Origin of the sequence: Devosia ureilytica (assembly GCF_024273195.1) — a bacterium.
Taxonomy (GTDB): Bacteria; Pseudomonadota; Alphaproteobacteria; order Rhizobiales; family Devosiaceae; genus Devosia; species Devosia ureilytica.
Map to the genome: position 1 here is coordinate 701,916 of NZ_JAMZCU010000001.1, position 17,560 is coordinate 719,475.

A 17,560-nucleotide genomic window follows, 5' to 3' on the forward strand; every position below is an offset into this window, starting at 1 on the left:
CCATAGCCCGGATACACGCGCCATTGGAGCACAGCTCTCATGGCCTTCTTACCTAAATTCGCTCCACTGGAGCGAATTTGCCTTTGGCAACGCTCGAAAGAAGAAAGGCCCGCCGAAGCGGGCCTTTCCGAATTCAGTCGTAATCCAAGGATTACTTGAATTCCTTGGCAGCCTTGAAGGTAACCTTGTAAGCGCCGGTCGAGTGGACCTGGCCCTTGATGGACGAGGTGAAACCACCGCCCGGAGCCCAAGCCAGCTGAGCCGAACCGTAGAGGTCGGTGTCAGGCGTAGCAGCAACTTCGTTCGTTGCGAAGTAACCGACTTCACCGGTGAGGGTGATGGTCTCGGAAACGGCAGCCACGATCTGGGCAGCGATCTGGACGGTTTCGGTGTCAGCAGCGGAAGTGTCTTCGTCGAACCAGCGAGCGCCGAGGTTCAGCTTGACGCCTTCGGTGACAGTGGCACCGATGGAGCCGCCAACGCCGTACTGTTCGTCCCAGATGTCGCCACCGAGAGCTTCACCCGAGATGGCGATTTCGAAGATGTCGAAGGTAGCCTTGGCCGAACCCAGGACGTTCCAGTATGCGGCCGAAGCAGCAACGTCATAGGAGTAAGCGGCAGCGCCGAGAACAGTGAAGTTGTCGAAGGTGCCGGTGAAGCCGGCATGGACAGCCCAGTCATCAACGGTGCCGTCGAGGATGCCACCAACGAGACCGGTGACGTGTGCCTTGATGCCGTTGCCGGCATATTCGATCACGCCAACAGCGGTACCAGCGTCAGCCACAACGGTGTCGTCGAGGTTCTCAAGACCAGCCTTGAGAGTGACGCCATCAGCAACGGTCGTAACGACCTGAATGACGTGACCACCTTCCTGAGGCTGATCCTTGTCGAACATCACGCCGGTATCAACACCTTCGGAATTGAAGAGACCGAGGAAGTTCATTGGCTCGTCGTCACCGAAGTTGGCGATCGAGCCTTTCTTACCAGCCATGATGGTGGTGGTGTCGCCGACCGAGACGTAAGCTTCGTCGATCACAACGTTTGCACTCGGAACGGTGGTCTGAACTTCGTTCTCAACAACCGACTTATGCTCGTTCTTGATCTTGATGGTAGCCGAGGCCGGACCAAAATCGCTCGAGGCAGTACCAACGAACTTCAACCAGGAGTCAACGTCCGAAGACCAGTCGTTGTCAGCGCCAGCAAGGTCATCATTGTCCATGATGTCATAGCCACCAGCTTCCGCATCAACGGTCCAAGCAGCGCCGGCATAGTCACCCCAGTTGAATTCATAGGTGACGCCGCCGGTGATCTGCAGGCAGTTGTCCGAGGACGAGATGGTCAGGCCGGAGATGCCGAGCGAGTCACACACGTCGAGCGAGGTGAGAACGCCCAGATCGGCAGCAAAGCCAGCGGTCGAGAGACCAGCGGCAGCAACAGAACCGAGGATAAGGCTCTTGAGTTTCATTATTTGACCTCCAAAGTCAGTCATATTTTGGTGCCGGTTACCCAGCGGTTTGTCGAAACGCGACCACACTATTCGTGGTGCAGTGTGTTGCCGTCGCGTTGCGACCGACAAACGATCCCATGCATGGATTCGCAAGACCCACTCTACGCATGCCGGAGACCGACGCAATCATGACAAGCCGCTTTTGGGGCTGACACAATGTGGTTGCACAGCGGTTGTTGCAGATTCAGCACACAGCCGGAAACGAACTGTTAAGCAGGTTGAAGAAACCGTTAAAATTGTTGGCTTTCGGGCGTTTGCGGCCGCTTTTGGCGTTTCCCTGGCCGGTTTTGCGTCGGCGGGCGCGACGCGCTAGGTTTTGCCCAAATCGCGGCGGGCGCGTGGTGCAATCATGGAGAGTGATATGAAGAGCAAGGGGATTGCGCTGGTGACGGGCGGCACGTCGGGCATAGGCCTGGCCGTGGCGCAGGGTCTCTCATCCGTTGGCTGGACGGTGGTCATCTGCGGTCGGCGGGCTGAGCTGGTCACGCATCTGGCCGAGACACATGGCTTTTCCGGCATGGTCTGCGATGTCACTGACCCGAATGCTGTGTCAGACATGTTCGCCAGTATCGGAAAGGCCCATGGGCGGCTCGACCTGGTGTTCAACAATGCAGGCCGGTTTGCCCCGGCGACAGTGTTCGGCGACCTCGACGTCGCCACCTGGCGCGAAATGATCGACACCAATCTCAATGGTGCATTCTATGTGGCCCGCGAGGCGTTCCGCATGATGCGCGCGCAGGCGCCGCAAGGCGGGCGCATCATCAACAACGGGTCGATCTCGGCCTATATGCCGCGTCCACAGGCCGCCTCATACACCGCCAGCAAGCATGCCATCACGGGCCTGACCAAGGCGATTTCGCTCGACGGGCGCGCCTTCAACATCGCCTGCGGGCAAATCGATATCGGCAATGCGGCGACCGACATGACCAGCAATATGAGTGCCGGCTCCTTGCAGGCCAATGGCAGCATGGCGCCCGAGCCGACCTTTGATGTGGCCCATGTGGTCGATGCCGTGCGCTATATGGCGGGGCTGCCGCTGGAGGCCAATGTGCAGTTCATGACCGTGATGGCGACAACCATGCCCTATATCGGCAGAGGCTAAAGCGTTTCGAGTTAGGACGACCAGACTTTTTCGCCGGCAATCCAGGTGGATTGGACCTGCCGGGCATCGGACAGGTGCACGAAGCTGGCTGCCGCCGAAGGCCGCAGATGGCCCAGCGTTTCGGCCCTGCCGATAGCACGCGCCGGATAGAGAGCGGCCATGCGGAAGGCTTCGGCTGGCGCCAGGCCAATCACGTCGATCATGAAATTGACCGCGTCGATCATGTCGAGATCAGCACCGGCCAGAGTGCCGTCGCTGAGACGCAAGGCCCCGTCGGCGCGGGTAATGGTGCGGCCATTGAGCTCGAAGCTGGTGAGATCGGTGCCGGTCTGCGACATGGAATCGGTGACGAGGAAGAGATGGCCGGGCGCCCGCTTGGCCCGCAGTGCCGCGCGCATGGACGCGACATGGACGTGAATGCCATCGGCGATCAGCCCGGCATTGACCTCGGGCCGGTCAAGCACGGCGCCGACGACGCCGGGCTCGCGATTGCCGAGTTGGCTCATGGCGTTGAACAGATGCGTCGCCATGCTGGCGCCAGCATCGAACGCAGCTGAGGCGACGTCGTAGCTGGCGTCGGAATGGCCAATGCTGACCACGGCGCCGGCTGCGACCAATGCGGCGATCCGGGCGGGCGGTACGGTTTCAGCGGCAACGGTGCAGACGAGGTTGGGCAGCGCTTGCGCAGCGGCGACCAGGCGCGCCAGATCGGCGTCGCTCATGGGGCGGATCAGGGCCGGATCATGTGTCCCCTTGCGAGCCGGTGCCAGGTGCGGGCCTTCGAGATGCAGGCCGATGAAGCCCGGGAGGCGCTCCTCGTCGGCCGCAATGCCGGCTGCGATGGCCTGATCGCGGACTGCGGCGGTGTCGGTGATGAGCGTCGGGAGCAGTGCCGTGGTGCCGAACCGGGCGTGAGCGGAGCAGATGGTGCGGATGGCTTCGAGCGTCGGCGCATTGTTGAACAACACGCCGCCGCCGCCATTGACCTGCAAATCGATAAAGCCGGGAACCAGCATGCCGCCATCGAGCGCGACCCGCTCGGCGTGGTCCGGCACGGCATCGCACGACACGATGCCGGCGACATAGCCGAATTCGACCAGCAAGGCCGCGTCGTCGTGCCAGTCCTCGCCGTCGAAGATGCGGGCGCCAGAAATGGCCAGCAGGTCGCTCATAGAGTTTCGGTCACCTTCTTGAGGGCCGGCGGCACGTCGGGGTTAAGGCCACGGTGGCGCGACAACGCCTCGACGAAACCATAGAACGAGACAATGAGCGCCAGCGGATCGGTGATCGGGTGGCCGGTGGCTGCAAACGGCAGCGGCTTGGCAGCGCCCGGCCGGTCGCTGGTGAGGAAAGCCATTGCGCCCTGCCCGGCCAGCTTGTGCGCCATATCGGCCACCGATGCTTCAGCGGCGTCGCGGGCTGCAAGGCCCAGCACGGGATAGCCCGGCGTCACGATGGCGACGGGGCCGTGCATGACCTCGGCGGCGCTGTAGGATTCGGCCTGGATATTGCAGGTTTCCTTGAACTTCAGGGCCGCTTCATTGGCGATGGCAACGCCGGGGCCGCGTCCGAGCACATAAAGAGCATCGTGACCGTCCAGCGCCCCGATCATCTCCGACCAGTCACAGGCAACGGCCTGTGCCAGGCTCTCGGGCAGCGCCTCAACGGCGCGGGTCATTTCGGCATCGCCGCTCCAGCGCGCCAGAAGAGCCAGCCCGGCAACAACCGAGGTGACATAGGTCTTGGTGGCCGCGACGCTTTTTTCGGGGCCGGCATGCAGATCGATGGTGAAGTCACTGGCCTCGGCCAGCGGCGAGCCGGTGGTATTGGTGATGGCAATGGTGGTGGCGCCAGACCGGCGTGCCGACTGGGCCATGCCAACAATGTCGGGACTCTTGCCTGACTGCGAAATGGCGATGGCAGCTGCCTTGCCCAGCTTCAGATCGCGCCCATAGATCGAGGCAATCGAAGGGCCGACCGATGCCACCGGAATGCCCAGCGTCAGCTCGATAGCATATTTAAGATAGGCCGAGGCGTGGTCGGACGAACCGCGGGCCACCGTAACAACCAGGGCCGGATCGAGCGCGCGCAGGCGGGCGGCGGCGTCGTCGAGCGTCGGCGCTGCAGCCTTGAGAAACCCGGCGACCACCTGTGGGATCTGGTCCACTTCCTGGCGCATGAAGGTTGGTTCGGTCACGATGAGCGGACTCCGCTGCTGGCTTCGCCAAGACGCAGCTCAGCGACAAAGTCATAGGTGTCGCCCCGATAGATGGAGCGGGTGAATTCGATGACGCGGCCCGTACCGAGGTAGGAGATGCGCTCGATGTGGAGACCCGCCGAGCCGACGGGGATCTGCAATAGATGCGCATCATCCTCGGCGATATTGGCCGCGCGAATGCGCTGGATGGCGCGCACAGGCCGGGTGCCGGACACTTCCAGATGCTTGTAGAGCGAATCCTTGATGGTCATCGGCTCGGGTAGGACGGCGGCCGAAAGGCTGGCGCGTTCGATGGCCAAAGGCATGTCGCCGGTCAGGCGCAGGCGCGATATCCGCGCCACCCGCTCGCCCGCGCCAAGACCGAGAATAATCGTCTCTTCCGGTGAAGGCACATAGAGGCCGCGCTCCAGCCATTCGGCCCGCACGGACATGCCCCGGCGAGCCATGTCTTCGGTGAACGAGGTGAGCTGGGAGAGCGACTGTTCGACACGCTGGGTTTCTGGCGCCACAAAGGTGCCCGAGCCGTGGCGCTGCACCAGAACACCCTCGTGCACCAGCTGCTGCACGGCCTTTCGGACCGTTACGCGTGACACGTCGGCACGCTGCGCCAGGTCCCGCTCGGAGGGCAATGCATCACCGGGGTTGATATGCCCGCGCTTTATGGCATCCTCCACCCAGCGTTTGAGCTGCAGGTAGAGCGGGCCGCCAATAGGCAGCACGACCGGACCGTCGCCGAAAATATTGCCGGACTGTTCAGTCACACGTCCTCCTTGGCCGCCCGAAAATCGGGCCGGCAGGTCTGGTACGGCAGAACCGCTGGTCCACATAATACCAATAAAATACCATTTACCAAGCCCCCTTGTGCAGAATGGGGGATAAACACAGCATCACGCTGTGGATATTGCGCTTTTGCAGAACGCGATTTATCCCTTTGCCGGCAAACCCCGCTAAGTGGTATTTTTTTGGCATCATTACCTGGCAGGAGACCTTGATGGCCGAGACGCAGACGGAAGAGCGCCACACGCAGTCCGCAGGGATCGACCTGCGCGCCGACGGCGACATCCTGGCCTTGCTGGCTGCGGGCCAGGTCAAGGCCGCGGAGAGCGTTGCCGCTGCGGCTCCGGCCATTGCGCAGGGCGCGGCGCTGGCCGCTGACGCAATCCGCAGCGGTGGCCGGCTGATCTATGCCGCGGCCGGAAGTTCGGGGCTGATGGCCCTGGCCGATGCGCTAGAACTGCCCGGCACCTATGGCCTTGCCCGGGATCGGATCGTGGTGCTTCTGGCGGGCGGCAACGCGGCGCTGACTGACATGCGCGGCGGCCCCGAAGACGATGGCGACGCCGCCCGCGCGGCCGTCGAGGCCCTGACGCCCGATACGCGTGACTGCCTGATCGCCATCACGGCCAGCGGCCACACGCCCTATCCGATAGCGGCCGTGGCAGCGGCCCGCAGCGGTGGCGCGCGGACCATTGGCCTTGCCAACAACGCTGGCGCCGCGATCTTCGAGACGGTCGACGTGGGTATATGCCTTGCAACCCCGGCCGAAGTGATTGCCGGCTCCACCCGCATGGGGGCCGGCACGGCACAGAAAATCGCGCTCAACATGCTCTCCACCCTGATGGCGATCCGGCTGGGGCATGTGCATGACGGCTATATGGTCAATGTCGTGGCCGACAATGACAAACTGCGCGGTCGGGCCCGTGGCATCGTGACGGCGGTTGCCGGTGTCGACGAAGCCAGTGCCGAAGCGGCGCTGACCAGGAGTGCGGGCGCTGTGAAGCCGGCCATCCTTCTGGCGCGAGGCGTCGCGACGCTGGCTCAGGCGGAACAGATCCTGTCGCGCCATGAGGGTCATTTGCGCCCTTCACTGGCCGAGGTTTCGTAGCAGCTGTCTCAATTCCCCGCGCCGGATGCTGCCTGCACCAGATCATTGGCGCAGCGCAGGACGGGTGACTGCGTCAGCTCGGACAGGCTAAGCTCCCCGACGCATTCGATTGTGAATTCATGAACTTGCCCCGGCAAAAGCGTAACCAGCATGTCACTGATGCTGGCATCGGGGTGCAGGCGGTCGACAAAAACGCAGAGGTCCTTGATCAGTGACAGAGCCTGTACGGTGAGGGACCAGCGCGCCTCCCCGGTCCGCTCAAGCGCAAACTCTGCCGCGGCCTTCGGCAGTTCGAGGTCAATGTCCTCGGCAAAATAGTGAATGGCCATGCTGTCATGCATGGTGGCAACCAGCAGCTCATCACGCTTATTGCCCGGCGTTGCCAGATCGGCCGGTATGGCCAGCTCGGCGGCAGAAAGGCGGTCAGCGCAGAGGCGCCAATGGGTCCATTCGGCCAGCACCGTACCGTCAAAACGCATCCGTTTGATGGTCACCGGGCCGCGCCAGAACAGGGTCCGGTCATTAACGGCGACGACCGCCAACCCGTCGTTGCGGGGTTGGATGGTCAGCAGATGCGGCGCATAGACGTCGCGGAGCGCATACCACAGCGGCTTTTTCCGGCCGTAACCGTCGATGGCTGCCCAGGACGTCACCGGCCAGCAATCGTTCAGCTGCCAGACAATGGCGCCCATGTTGCGCGGCCGATGCGACCGCATATGCGCGACGCCGAAGTGGATGGCGCGTGCCTGGTTGAGCTGGGTGGCGAAATGCCAGTCGTCCATGGTTTGCGGCGCCGGCAGGTGACCCTTCAGTCCGCGCAGCAGTTTGTCGTTGCCGATGGTGGCCTTCTGGTGATGCCACACACCAGGCGAAGTCGGGGTCAGCGGGTTGTCATGGACCGATTGGGTCAGCGTGGCCCAGGTTGGCGGCGCCTGCCAGCCGAACTCGGAACAAAAGCGCGGCACGCTGTCGGAATAGTGCTCATAGCCAATGTCGTTCCACACATCCCACAGATGCGTGCAACCATGATTCGGGTCGTTGGGATGAATATCCATGGTGCCGGAATAGGGACTGCCTGCCCAATAGGGTCGCGTTGGATCAAGCTCGGCCACGAGGCGCGGCAGCAGGTCGAGATAATATCCCTGGCCCCACGTCCGGCCCTCCAGCACATCCTGCCAGCCCCAGTCGAACCAGCCCCAGATGTTTTCGTTGTTGCCGTTCCAGAGCACCAGCGACGGGTGCGGCATCAGGCGAACGATGTTGTCGCGCGCCTCGGCTTCGATTTCGCCCGGCAGGTCGCCCTCTTCGGGGTAGGCGGCGCAAGCGAACAGGAAATCCTGCCAGACCAGCATGCCGGCTCTGTTGCAGGCGTCGTAGAAGGCATCGGTCTCGTAGATGCCGCCACCCCAGACGCGCAGCAGGTTGATATTGGCATCTCTGGCCTGCTCGATCCGCTCGGCATAGCGCTCCGGCGTGACGCGCGGCAGAAAGCAATCATCAGGGATCCAATTGGCCCCGCAAACATAGACTGGCGCGTCGTTGACGACGAGCGTGAAGGCTGAGCCGTAATCGTCCGGCGTGGTATCGAGCCGAATGGAGCGAAAGCCGATATCACGATGCCAGCTGTCGATAAGCTCTTCGCCCGCCAAAAGTTCGACTGTGAGTGGGTAAAGCTTCTGGCTGCCGAGGTGGTGCGGCCACCAGAGTTCGGGGGATTTCACCCGCAACTCGGCGGTGCCCGCGCCGCCCGAAACCGGCAACACCTCGGTTACGCCAGCAACGGAAACTTTCAGGGACAGTGCGGTTTCGGCTTGGTCGATATCGGCGTGAAGGCGCACCAGCCCATCGGCACCATCGAGGGTGATTTCAGGCCGAACGCGAGCAAGACGCGCCTTGGACCAACTCTCCAGCGCGAGGCCCTGCCATAGCCCGGCGGTGACCAATGTCGGGCCCCAGTCCCAGCCGAAATTGCAGGCCATCTTGCGCATGAGATTGGCTGGCCCCGGATAGTTGTTGGGCCGCGGCTCATATTGGCTGGCAAGGACTTCGCCCCGCTTCCAGGCACTTTGGAAGGTGACGGAAAGGTGGTTCTCCCCTGCCCGCAGATGCGCGCGCACGTCGAAGCGATAGGTCCGGTTCATATTGGCCGTCTGGCCGATCTCGATACCGTTGAGGCTGATGACAGCGAAGGTATCGACGCCAGCAAAGACAAGCTCGACATGGTCGGCGCCGTCGTCCTGCCAGTTGAAACGGGTGTCGTAGCGCCAGTCACAATGGCCGACCCAGTCGACGGTGATTTCATTGAGATCGAGGTAGGGATCAGGGATCAGGCCCGCCGCCAGCAGGTCGGTATGCACCGTCCCCGGCACACTGGCCGCAATCGCCTCGGGCAAGCCTGGCCGCGCCCCCGGGCCACCGAGACAATGAAGGGTCCAGCCGGAGTGAAGGGGACGGGTCTGGCGCTGCATGGAAGCCTCGAAGTGATTTCGGAAGCTTCCATACATGAGTGAGCGGGATATTCCAGTCAGTGCGAAGGCCGTCGGCGCCATCGGTGCCGACGGCCTCGGATTATGCGGCTTCGGCCAGTTGCCCGAGCTTGACCTGCACCAGCAAGCTCAGTTCGTCATAAACGTTCCACTCATCGACGATCTTGCCGTCTTTCCAGTGGTAGTGGCTCATGCCCATCACCTGGACACGCTTGCCTGTCGGGTCGCCCAGTTCGTTCAGAATGCCATAGCCGAGGTGGTGGCCTTCCATGATCCAGCGCACGGCGACCTTGGTGCCGCCCTCGACGCATTCGTTGGAAGCGACGTGCTGAACCTCGTAAGAGGCATCGGGCAGCGAGCCAATCAGCCCCAGATGCTGGTGAATGATGGCGGCGTGGCCGTAAAGTTCCTTCATCAGCGGCCCGTGATATTGCGCATTGGGCGCGTAATCCTGGGCGATGCGGCCGAACATGCGCTTGGTGAACACCTCGTGCAGCATTTCGATGGTCTGCGCTTCGACGTCGTTATGGGCAAGCGAGGTGTCAGCCTTCTCGACGGGGCGGGTCTGGCCCACGAAGCGGCGATTTTCGCCGATGTCGAGGGAGGTCAGCCCCGCGTCGAACTTCTGCTGCGCGGTGCGCATGGCAAAGTGGTTCGGATCGAGCCCCAATTGCTTGATGATCGCCATTTGATCGGCCACCACCCATTCGCGATAGATCATGTTGCGATGGATCATGCAGTCGGCAATCGTGCGGCTGACAAAGGGCTTGAATGTCGGCTGGCCGAGATGGCCATATTGGGTGTGGCGGCCGGAGCCGGTGACCAGGTGGCTGGTGTAGAAACCGTCCTGATCGTTGCCGTTCCAGATCACCTGCGTGCCCATGCCGCGGCGCTCGGGGAAGCTCACTAGCCGCTGGATGGTGTCGCGGACCACGTCCTCGCGATTGTAGATCGTGCCGGTGGTGCCGTAGAGCACGCAATTGTGGGTGTAGTGGGTGTAGATCAGGCCGATATCACGCTCATCCCAGATCTTGTGGGTGCAACGAATGATGTAGTCCACGATATCGGTGTAGATGTCATCGAAGCCTTCCAGAGCCTGGCTGCGCTTGCGATTTGTTGGCGCCAGATCGGGATAATCATTGCGCTCGACTTGCAGAACGCTCTCTTCATTGCGGAGCGACGGCGAGCCGCCCTTGGCTTTGGGGTTGGTCTCGGTGTCGCTCATGATCGCTCCTTGGTGATCTGCCGGTGTGGCTTGATCGATGTCGGTCCAGTCCAGCCAGTCGCGTATATGACGCGCCACTGCAGCCGGATTTTCAAGCGGCGCAAAATGCCCCGCGTCGGGAATGGTAAAGAATCGGGCGCCGGCAATGGCGTCAGCCATCTCCCGGTGCGCCTCCAGCGGGCAGACCTGTTCGTTGCTGCCTGCCAGGATCAGCGTTGGAATGCTTATGTTGCCCAGTCGCGGGCGGCTGTCGGCACGGTGGATGGCCACTTCGCTCTGGCTCGACAGAACCTCTGCGCCCGCATCATTGGCCATGGCGGTGATCAGCGTGCGCAGCGCGGCATTGTTCTTATTGACCGGCGCCACGAGGTTGCCCCAGGCGTCGGCGATATAACTCGCCATGCCGGCAGAGCGCGCCTTGGCGACGGCGGACCGGCGTTTTTCGGCATTGGCTTCCGGGTCAGGCCGGGGTGTCGTGTCGACCAGAGCCAGTCGTGCCACCCGTTCAGGCGCCTGGGCGATAATTTCCAGCGCCACGATGCCGCCAAGGGAAAAACCGAGCAGCGAAAACTGCTTCGGGGCGCTGGCGAGGATGTGCGCGGCGAGCTCGCGGGTGGTCGTCGCGCCGGTCATGCTCACGACCTGGGCGGAGACGGCGAGTTGCTTGAGAATTGGTGCAAACAGCCGTTCGTCGCAAACCGTGCCCGGTAGTAGCAACAGCGGCAGGTCGCCGGTGGGCTGACTAACGGCTTCGGATATGGGCGCGGCCTGGTTCATGCACCGAACTCGATGATGGTGCGGGCCATGACGCCGGTTTCGAGCCAGCGGAACGCTTCGTTGACCTGGTCCAGGGCAATTCGCTTGCCGATCTGGCGGTCGAGCGGCAGCTTGCCGCGCCGGTAGAGGGCCAGGATGGACTTGATATCCTGCTCAGGAACGCCTCCGCCATAGATCGAGCCGATAATGCGCTTCTTGGAACCGGGAAAGCTGATGGCGGGAATGGCGAAATTGACGCCGATGGGAGCAATGCCCACGATCACCACCGTGCCGGCGGGCCGGGTCATGGCATAGGCATTGCCCATGGCGACTGGGTGGCCCGTGCATTCGATGGCCGCATCGACGCCCCGCCCGCCAGTCAGGGCCTTGACTTGATCTACGGCATCAAGCTCGGCGGCGCTGACGAAATGGGTGGCGCCATAGCTGATGGCGACCTCGGTCTTGGCGGGGTTGGTATCGACGGCAATAATGGTCTCGGCACCGGCAAGAGCCGCCGCCTGAATGGCGTTAAGCCCAACGCCGCCAACGCCGACCACCACAATGGATTGCCCGGCCTTGATCCGTGCGTCATTGACCACGGCGCCAAAGCCCGTTGTCACTGCGCAGCCCACCAAAGCCGCCACGGCGAAGGGCACGTCGTCAGGAATGATGATGCAGCCGGTTTCCGGGACAACTGCCAGTTCGGCAAAGGAGGAAACGCAGGAGTAATGCCCAATGGGCTGGGCCGCAGGCCCAAGGCGGCTGGTGCCGTCCCACAGCGCGCCTGCGCCGGCTGCTGCGCCATAGGTGTCGCACAGCGTCGGGTGGCTTTCGTTGCAGTAAAAGCAATGTCCGCAATTGGGCGCCCAGCTCAACACCACCCGGTCGCCGGCTTTCACGCGCGAAACGCCAGCGCCGACGCGTTCGACTATGCCCGCCGCCTCATGGCCGGGGATCAGCGGCAATTGCGCGCCCGTCTTGCCGCGAATAGTCGAGAGATCACTGCTGCACACGCCGGTCGCCATGATCCGCACCAGCACTTCGCGATCCCGGGGCTCAGCAATGGCCACGTCTTCGATCAGGAGGTCGGCTCCAACACTCCGCAGGACCGCCGCTTTCATGTGAGCGCCCCTCTTGATGAACTGCAAGCCGATAGGGCTTCAATCCGAGCTTGGCGCCTGGGCGGCAATGTTTGTGGGTAACGCACGTGTTTCTCCAGATGAGACGAAGGTCCAAGCCGACCGCCGCGTCTCTATCGCAAAAAACACTGGCAAATTTTGAATACGTATGCAAGATCAATTCAGCACCATGAGACCGGTCTCGCCGCTTGCAGCCTGCAAACGCATTTCCGCCTCTCGCTGTCATTCGGAGATTCTTGTCATGACGACTTCCCCCCTCCCCGGCGTCACCTATGTGAAGGCGCCTGAACGGTCCTCGATTGGCGACAATGCCCCGGTCGAGACGCTGGTCAGCGAGATCATCGCCAATGTTCGCAAGAACGGCGATGCGGCCGTGCGGGAGTACTCTGCAAAGTTCGACAAATCGGACATCGCCGTCTTCGAGGTCACCCAGGCCGAGCGCGAAGAGGCCCTGGCCGAACTCGATCCGCAGACCCGCAAGGACACCGAATTCGCCATCGCCAATGTGCGCAAATTCGCCCAAGCGCAGCTCTCGACCATCCTGCCGCTGGAAGTGGAAACGCTGCCCGGCGTGCACATGGGCCACCGGGTCATCCCGATCCAGCGCGTTGGCTGTTATGTTCCGGGCGGCCGGTATCCCCTGCTGTCGGCGCCGATCATGACCATTGTGCCGGCCAAGGTGGCCGGCGTTGATGAAGTCATCGCTTGCCTGCCGCCCAATGCCCATAAGGCGATGATTGCCGGTTGCGTGCTCTCCGGCGCCGACCGCATCTTCCGCATCGGTGGCGCCCAGGCCATCGCCGCCATGGCCTATGGCACCGAGAGCGTGCCTGCCGTGAACAAGATCGTCGGGCCCGGCAATGCCTTCGTCAACGAGGCCAAGCGCCAGGTTTTCGGGCCCGTCGGCATCGACCAGCTTGCCGGTCCCTCAGAGATTTTCGTCGTTGCGGATGCGACCGGCGATGCCGAGATGATCGCCACGGACCTTCTCGCCCAGGCCGAGCACGACATCCGCACGCGCGTTGGCCTCATCACCACCGACCGGGCCCTGGCCGAGGCCACGCTGGCCGAAGTCGAAAAGCAGCTCGAGACGCTGTCCACCGCCAATACCGCGCGTGAGGCATGGATCAACTACGGCGAGATCACCGTCTGCGAAAGCGAAGCCGCGATGATTGCCTATTCCGACCACATTGCCGCCGAGCACCTGCAGGTCCACACCGCCGACGCCAAGGCTTTTGCGCTCAAGCTGCGCAACTACGGCTCGTTGTTCATCGGTGAATTGGCCAGCGTGGTCTATTCGGACAAGTGCAGCGGCACCAACCATACGCTCCCAACCATGGGCGCGGGCGCCTATACCGGCGGCCTCTGGGTCGGCGCCTATGTCAAGATCGCCACCCATCAGTGGCTGAGTGAAGATGGCGTCAAGCAGGTCGCGCCGCCCGCCGCGCGGCAATCGGCCAGTGAAGGTCTTGAGGGCCACCGCCGCGCCGCGCAACTCCGCCTGGACCGGATGCAGGCGTAAGCGAGGCAAAAGCAAAAGGCCCGCGAAAGCGGGCCTTTTTTGTTCCTCTCCACATCGGACAGAAGACCAGCGCTCAGCTGATTTTATCCGCTTCCAGCCAAGCCGCCTTCAGTTTCTCAACCGTGAACCCGGGCGCCCGCGCGGCGGTGAGGATCGGCACTTCCTTGCGCATGACGACGTCGATGGCCCAGGCCATGCGCTCGATATGCTCTGCCGGGATGACCACCCCGCCGTGGCGGTCTGCATGCACGAGATCGCCGGGGCGAACGGTCATGCCGAAGACGGTCACCGGGCAATCGAGTTCGGTCACATGCACGAAGGCATGGCTGGGACCGACGGCGCCGGCGATGACCTGATAGCCTTCGTCGAGCATGCCCAGATCGCGCAGTACGCCATTTGTCAGCGTGCCGGCAATGCCCAGTCCCTTGTGCTGTGCGACCTGCATTTCGCCCCAGAAGCCGCCGATGACATGGGGATAGTCCGTGTCCTCTATGACCACGACATTGGGGCCTTCGCCGTCCGCCACATATTCGTAATAGGCCATGCGCAGGGCCCGCACCTCGGCGGCCGGCTTTTGGGCCGGTGACGAGGCGCGGATCTTGGCCGTACGCGCAAAGCCGACCACGGGCGGCAGCGCGGGATCGGCGCAGACCACGGGGGTCTTGGTGAACCCCTCCGCTGTGCGCCCGCCCATCACGTGCTCCAAGGCATTGCAGACCGTGGGCGTATCAGCCCCGCGCAGCGCGGCAAGAACATCTGGCGAGATGGTCGGCATGCCCCTACTCCGCCGCCTTGGCCGTGGACCAGGTCGGCGCCGCCGGCGCCGCAGCACCGCGCACAATGAAGGCAATGGCGTCAGCGGAAGACGGGTTGCGGAAGCCATGCGCCAGGCCAACCGGCACAGTCAGCGTATCGCCGGCACCCAGGATGAGCACGCCATCGGCCCAGTTCACTTCCAGCGTACCGGACTGCACGAAGACCACCTCCTGCTCGGATCGCGCATGCGCGGGAATAGCCGCGCCGGTTTCCAGCTTGAGGCGACGCAGTGCAAAGCCATGCTCCCAGTGCCCGACGATTGGCCCCGCCTTGAAGCCATCGCCTGCGTCGACATCGCCAATGAGCGCGGCTTCCTCGACGCCCTCGCCGGCCAGTGCCGAGGCCGGATTGGCCTTCATGTCGGCGGCCTTGAGGGCATATTTTGCCAGTTCGTCCATGGGCGGGGTGGCGAGTTCCTTCAGCTTTTCGGCCGTGGGTGGCTGTTCAAGTTCGGCGCCCTCGGGCACTTTTTCGCCCAGTGTCGTGTCGATCAGCTTGCCGCCCTTGAGCAGCTTGAGGCCGAAGTCCTCAGCCATCTTGAAGACGCTTGGCGCCCAGACAACCTTGCCCGGATCGTCATGGCCGAGCACCACATACAGAAAGCCCGTTCCCTCGTCTCGTTTTTCGAAGCCGCGGAACATATGGGTGGGGACCGTTGCAACGTCGCCCGGCTCCACATCCAGATAGCCCTCGTCCTTGTTGGCGCCAAAGACAAAGCGCCACTTGCCGGTGTGGACCACGAAGGTCTCGGCTGTGAGATGGCTGTGCTGGCTATTGGTGCAGCCGAACGGTTGGCGGGCGGCACCGATATTGAAGCCGTGCGCCTCGGGAATATGCACCACCTGGGCCGGGTTTTCGGACACGCCCGGTCCAATGATGGTGAAGTTCTCCTTGCGGTCCGAGCCCGGCGTACGGGCATCGATAAATGCGTTACGCAGCCCCTTGAGGTCTGCATAGCGCACCATACGTTTCTCCATTTCAGCTTGGGTCCACTTGGTCATCGGACAGTCCTTTCACTCGCAAAATTTGCATTCGTATGCATCGAATATTGGAAAACCGGCGGGATAGAGGCGGATTGCAACATCACGCCTCCCGCGGTCGGTAAATGCGCTGACCGTCGCGTTCGACAATGCCGCTTTGCGGCAGTCGCGCGGAAGTGCGGACAATAAGCTCACCGCTCAGAATGCGGTGTTCAGCCTCGATTTCCCCACTGGCGATCTGGTCCATCAGGATATCGACGGTCGATTCCACCATGCGCTTGAGCGGCTGGCTCATTGTGGTGATGCCATAGGATGTCCAGCGCGCCGGACCCACGTCGTCAAAGCCGACGATGGAGAGCTCTTCGGGGATGTTCAGGCCGAGTTCGTATCGCGCTACGTCCATCACGGCGACGGCCATGTGGTCATTGGCAACGAAAATTGCTTCTGGGCGATCCGGGCGCGAAAGCATCACGCGCGCTGCGGCTTCAGCTTCCTTGCGCGAGTAATTGCCGGTCTCGACGACGAGATTGGTGTAGCCATTGGCTGCCAGCCCCTCGACATAACCCTCGTAGCGATCGCGATTGGTCGAGGAGTTTTCGAGGCCGGCGATATAGCCAAAGCTCGTGTGACCGCCGGCGACCAGAAAATCGGCTATGCGCTTGCCGCCTTCCCTGTTGCGCGTGGTGACACTGGAAACGGCGTCGCGCTCGGTCGTGCGGTTGAACAGAACCACCGGTATGCCGGCCGCCGCGCATTCCTCGGAGAGTTCGGAGGAAAGGGAGGTGGAGGCAAGGATGATGCCGTCCACGCGGTACTGCATCAATTGGTCGAACACCGGGTCGCTGTCGCGATCCATGAAGCCGGTGAACAGCAGCAGGTGATAGTTTTCCGCGGCCAGCGCCCTGCCCAATTCTTCGAGCACATCGGGATAGAACAGGTTTTCGAGATAGGCCATGACCACCGCGATGATGCGGGACCGGCTGGTAATCAGCGAACGCGCGATGGCATTGGGCCGATAGCCCAGCTCCTTGGCCGAGGCCAGGACCTTCTGCCGGGTCTTGGGAGAAATCGAGGCGCCGGGCGTAAAGGTGCGTGAGACAGCCGACTGCGAGACGCCGGCATGCTCGGCAACCCGCGAAGACGTTACGCCTGGCTTCTTTACTCCGCTGTCCATCCGCCATCCACCAATAGAGAAGTGCCGGTCACCAGAGCGGCGGCATCGGAGGCCAGGAACACGATGGGGCCCATGATGTCTTCAACGCGCCCCAGGCGCCCGAGCTTGATCTTGGAAAGGACCCAGCTTCGGAATTCCGGGTTGCTGAGATTTTTCGCGGTCAGGTCGGTTTCGATGAAGGTCGGACAGATCGTGTTGACCCGAATATTGTGCCGCCCCAGGTCTATCGCCATGCCCTTGCTCAGCCCTTCGACGGCAAACTTGCTGGCAGAATAAAGCGCACGGTCGGGGCCGCTGACATGGCCCATCTGGGATGAAATGTGAATGATCGAGCCGGGTAGGCCCACCTCAGTCAGCCGCGCAACGACCGCCTGGGACACAAAAAGCGTTGCGGACAGGTTGATGTCCATCACCGCCTGATAATTGGCCGGGGTGATGTCGGCAAAGCTGGAATGGCGGCCGGTGCCGGCCGAATTGACCAGAACCTGGAACGGCTCGACTTCCTCGACAAAGGCCCGGACAGCGTCGGTATCGGTGATATCAATCGCCACGCCCTCGGCGGCCAGCCCAGCGGCGCTGAACTGCTCCACCACGGTCGTGACGTCGGCAGCGGTGCGGGCGGCAATAGTCACCGCCGCCCCCGCCTCTGCCAGCGCCACCGCCGCACCCAGCCCGATGCCGCGCGTACCCCCGGTAACGAGGGCGCGCTTGCCATCAAGGCGGAAGCTTGGGGTGCGTGGCAGGGTCATG

At 62.7% G+C, this 17,560-nt stretch carries 14 protein-coding genes; 3 read left to right on the forward strand and 11 right to left on the reverse strand.

The annotated features are described in order from the left end of the window. Nucleotides 1-151 precede the first annotated feature (151 nt). The gene (locus NIM87_RS03410; RefSeq protein WP_254673204.1) at nucleotides 152-1,465 is read right to left on the reverse strand and encodes a hypothetical protein; all 1,314 of its coding nucleotides are present in this window, start codon (nucleotides 1,463-1,465) and stop codon (nucleotides 152-154) included. A gap of 403 nt (nucleotides 1,466-1,868) precedes the next feature. On the opposite strand from NIM87_RS03410, the gene NIM87_RS03415 reads away from it, so the two are divergent. Beyond that, complete coding sequence (locus NIM87_RS03415) at nucleotides 1,869-2,609, forward strand: SDR family oxidoreductase (protein ID WP_254673205.1); 741 nt, start codon at nucleotides 1,869-1,871, stop codon at nucleotides 2,607-2,609. A gap of 11 nt (nucleotides 2,610-2,620) precedes the next feature. Here the strand turns inward: NIM87_RS03415 and nagA are convergent, their stop codons facing one another. Genes nagA through NIM87_RS03430 form a run of 3 tightly spaced genes read right to left on the reverse strand, consistent with a single transcriptional unit; the run spans nucleotide 2,621 to nucleotide 5,588 of the window. Continuing rightward, the gene (gene nagA, locus NIM87_RS03420; RefSeq protein ID WP_254673206.1) at nucleotides 2,621-3,781 is read right to left on the reverse strand and encodes an N-acetylglucosamine-6-phosphate deacetylase; all 1,161 of its coding nucleotides are present in this window, start codon (nucleotides 3,779-3,781) and stop codon (nucleotides 2,621-2,623) included. Then, nucleotides 3,778-4,788: an SIS domain-containing protein gene (locus NIM87_RS03425; RefSeq protein WP_254673315.1), complete on the reverse strand. Its 1,011-nt coding sequence runs from the start codon at nucleotides 4,786-4,788 to the stop codon at nucleotides 3,778-3,780. Before NIM87_RS03425 ends, nagA begins: the two co-directional genes overlap by 4 nt. Before the next feature lie 14 nt (nucleotides 4,789-4,802). Further along, on the reverse strand, nucleotides 4,803-5,588 hold the full coding sequence (locus tag NIM87_RS03430; protein ID WP_254673207.1) for a GntR family transcriptional regulator: 786 nt from the start codon (nucleotides 5,586-5,588) through the stop codon (nucleotides 4,803-4,805). 230 nt (nucleotides 5,589-5,818) lie between these two features. Between NIM87_RS03430 and NIM87_RS03435 the strand changes: the two genes are divergently transcribed. Next, nucleotides 5,819-6,712: an N-acetylmuramic acid 6-phosphate etherase gene (locus NIM87_RS03435; RefSeq protein ID WP_254673208.1), complete on the forward strand. Its 894-nt coding sequence runs from the start codon at nucleotides 5,819-5,821 to the stop codon at nucleotides 6,710-6,712. A gap of 8 nt (nucleotides 6,713-6,720) precedes the next feature. Here the strand turns inward: NIM87_RS03435 and NIM87_RS03440 are convergent, their stop codons facing one another. The 3 genes from NIM87_RS03440 to NIM87_RS03450 all read right to left on the reverse strand — a co-directional run bounded on the left by NIM87_RS03440 (nucleotide 6,721) and on the right by NIM87_RS03450 (nucleotide 12,300). Then, entirely contained in the window at nucleotides 6,721-9,180 is a 2,460-nt protein-coding gene (locus tag NIM87_RS03440; protein ID WP_254673209.1) for a glycoside hydrolase family 2 protein, read from the reverse strand. Nucleotides 9,181-9,280: 100 nt separating this feature from the next. Beyond that, nucleotides 9,281-11,200 carry an alpha/beta fold hydrolase gene (locus tag NIM87_RS03445; RefSeq protein ID WP_254673210.1) on the reverse strand — a complete coding sequence of 640 codons (1,920 nt, stop codon included), beginning with the start codon at nucleotides 11,198-11,200 and terminating at the stop codon, nucleotides 9,281-9,283. Further along, nucleotides 11,197-12,300, reverse strand: coding sequence for a zinc-binding dehydrogenase (locus tag NIM87_RS03450; RefSeq protein ID WP_254673211.1), 1,104 nt, complete (start codon nucleotides 12,298-12,300; stop codon nucleotides 11,197-11,199). Before NIM87_RS03450 ends, NIM87_RS03445 begins: the two co-directional genes overlap by 4 nt. 259 nt (nucleotides 12,301-12,559) lie before the next feature. On the opposite strand from NIM87_RS03450, the gene hisD reads away from it, so the two are divergent. Further along, on the forward strand, nucleotides 12,560-13,840 hold the full coding sequence (gene hisD, locus NIM87_RS03455; protein ID WP_254673212.1) for a histidinol dehydrogenase: 1,281 nt from the start codon (nucleotides 12,560-12,562) through the stop codon (nucleotides 13,838-13,840). A 73-nt stretch (nucleotides 13,841-13,913) separates the two neighbouring features. On the opposite strand, the gene NIM87_RS03460 is transcribed toward hisD, so the two are convergent. The 4 genes from NIM87_RS03460 to NIM87_RS03475 all read right to left on the reverse strand — a co-directional run bounded on the left by NIM87_RS03460 (nucleotide 13,914) and on the right by NIM87_RS03475 (nucleotide 17,559). After that, entirely contained in the window at nucleotides 13,914-14,615 is a 702-nt protein-coding gene (locus NIM87_RS03460; protein ID WP_254673213.1) for an RraA family protein, read from the reverse strand. Nucleotides 14,616-14,619: 4 nt separating this feature from the next. Continuing rightward, nucleotides 14,620-15,657: a cupin domain-containing protein gene (locus NIM87_RS03465; protein ID WP_254673214.1), complete on the reverse strand. Its 1,038-nt coding sequence runs from the start codon at nucleotides 15,655-15,657 to the stop codon at nucleotides 14,620-14,622. Nucleotides 15,658-15,739: 82 nt separating this feature from the next. Next, a complete protein-coding gene (locus tag NIM87_RS03470; RefSeq protein WP_254673215.1) occupies nucleotides 15,740-16,810 on the reverse strand; it encodes a LacI family DNA-binding transcriptional regulator in 1,071 nt (356 codons plus the stop codon). Beyond that, nucleotides 16,795-17,559: an SDR family NAD(P)-dependent oxidoreductase gene (locus NIM87_RS03475; protein WP_254673216.1), complete on the reverse strand. Its 765-nt coding sequence runs from the start codon at nucleotides 17,557-17,559 to the stop codon at nucleotides 16,795-16,797. Before NIM87_RS03475 ends, NIM87_RS03470 begins: the two co-directional genes overlap by 16 nt. Between the last annotated feature and the right edge of the window lies 1 nt (nucleotide 17,560).

Bases quoted from the DNA above. Each gene is read 5' to 3' on its own strand.
- NIM87_RS03410 (WP_254673204.1), bottom strand. From the start codon at position 1,465: ATGAAACTCAAGAGCCTTATCCTCGGTTCTGTTGCTGCCGCTGGTCTC.
- NIM87_RS03450 (WP_254673211.1), bottom strand. From the start codon at position 12,300: ATGAAAGCGGCGGTCCTGCGGAGTGTTGGAGCCGACCTCCTGATCGAA.
- NIM87_RS03425 (WP_254673315.1), bottom strand. From the start codon at position 4,788: ATGCGCCAGGAAGTGGACCAGATCCCACAGGTGGTCGCCGGGTTTCTC.
- NIM87_RS03460 (WP_254673213.1), bottom strand. From the start codon at position 14,615: ATGCCGACCATCTCGCCAGATGTTCTTGCCGCGCTGCGCGGGGCTGAT.
- NIM87_RS03440 (WP_254673209.1), bottom strand. From the start codon at position 9,180: ATGCAGCGCCAGACCCGTCCCCTTCACTCCGGCTGGACCCTTCATTGT.
- NIM87_RS03475 (WP_254673216.1), bottom strand. From the start codon at position 17,559: ATGACCCTGCCACGCACCCCAAGCTTCCGCCTTGATGGCAAGCGCGCC.
- hisD (WP_254673212.1), top strand. From the start codon at position 12,560: ATGACGACTTCCCCCCTCCCCGGCGTCACCTATGTGAAGGCGCCTGAA.
- nagA (WP_254673206.1), bottom strand. From the start codon at position 3,781: ATGAGCGACCTGCTGGCCATTTCTGGCGCCCGCATCTTCGACGGCGAG.
- NIM87_RS03445 (WP_254673210.1), bottom strand. From the start codon at position 11,200: ATGAACCAGGCCGCGCCCATATCCGAAGCCGTTAGTCAGCCCACCGGC.
- NIM87_RS03470 (WP_254673215.1), bottom strand. From the start codon at position 16,810: ATGGACAGCGGAGTAAAGAAGCCAGGCGTAACGTCTTCGCGGGTTGCC.
- NIM87_RS03415 (WP_254673205.1), top strand. From the start codon at position 1,869: ATGAAGAGCAAGGGGATTGCGCTGGTGACGGGCGGCACGTCGGGCATA.
- NIM87_RS03465 (WP_254673214.1), bottom strand. From the start codon at position 15,657: ATGACCAAGTGGACCCAAGCTGAAATGGAGAAACGTATGGTGCGCTAT.
- NIM87_RS03435 (WP_254673208.1), top strand. From the start codon at position 5,819: ATGGCCGAGACGCAGACGGAAGAGCGCCACACGCAGTCCGCAGGGATC.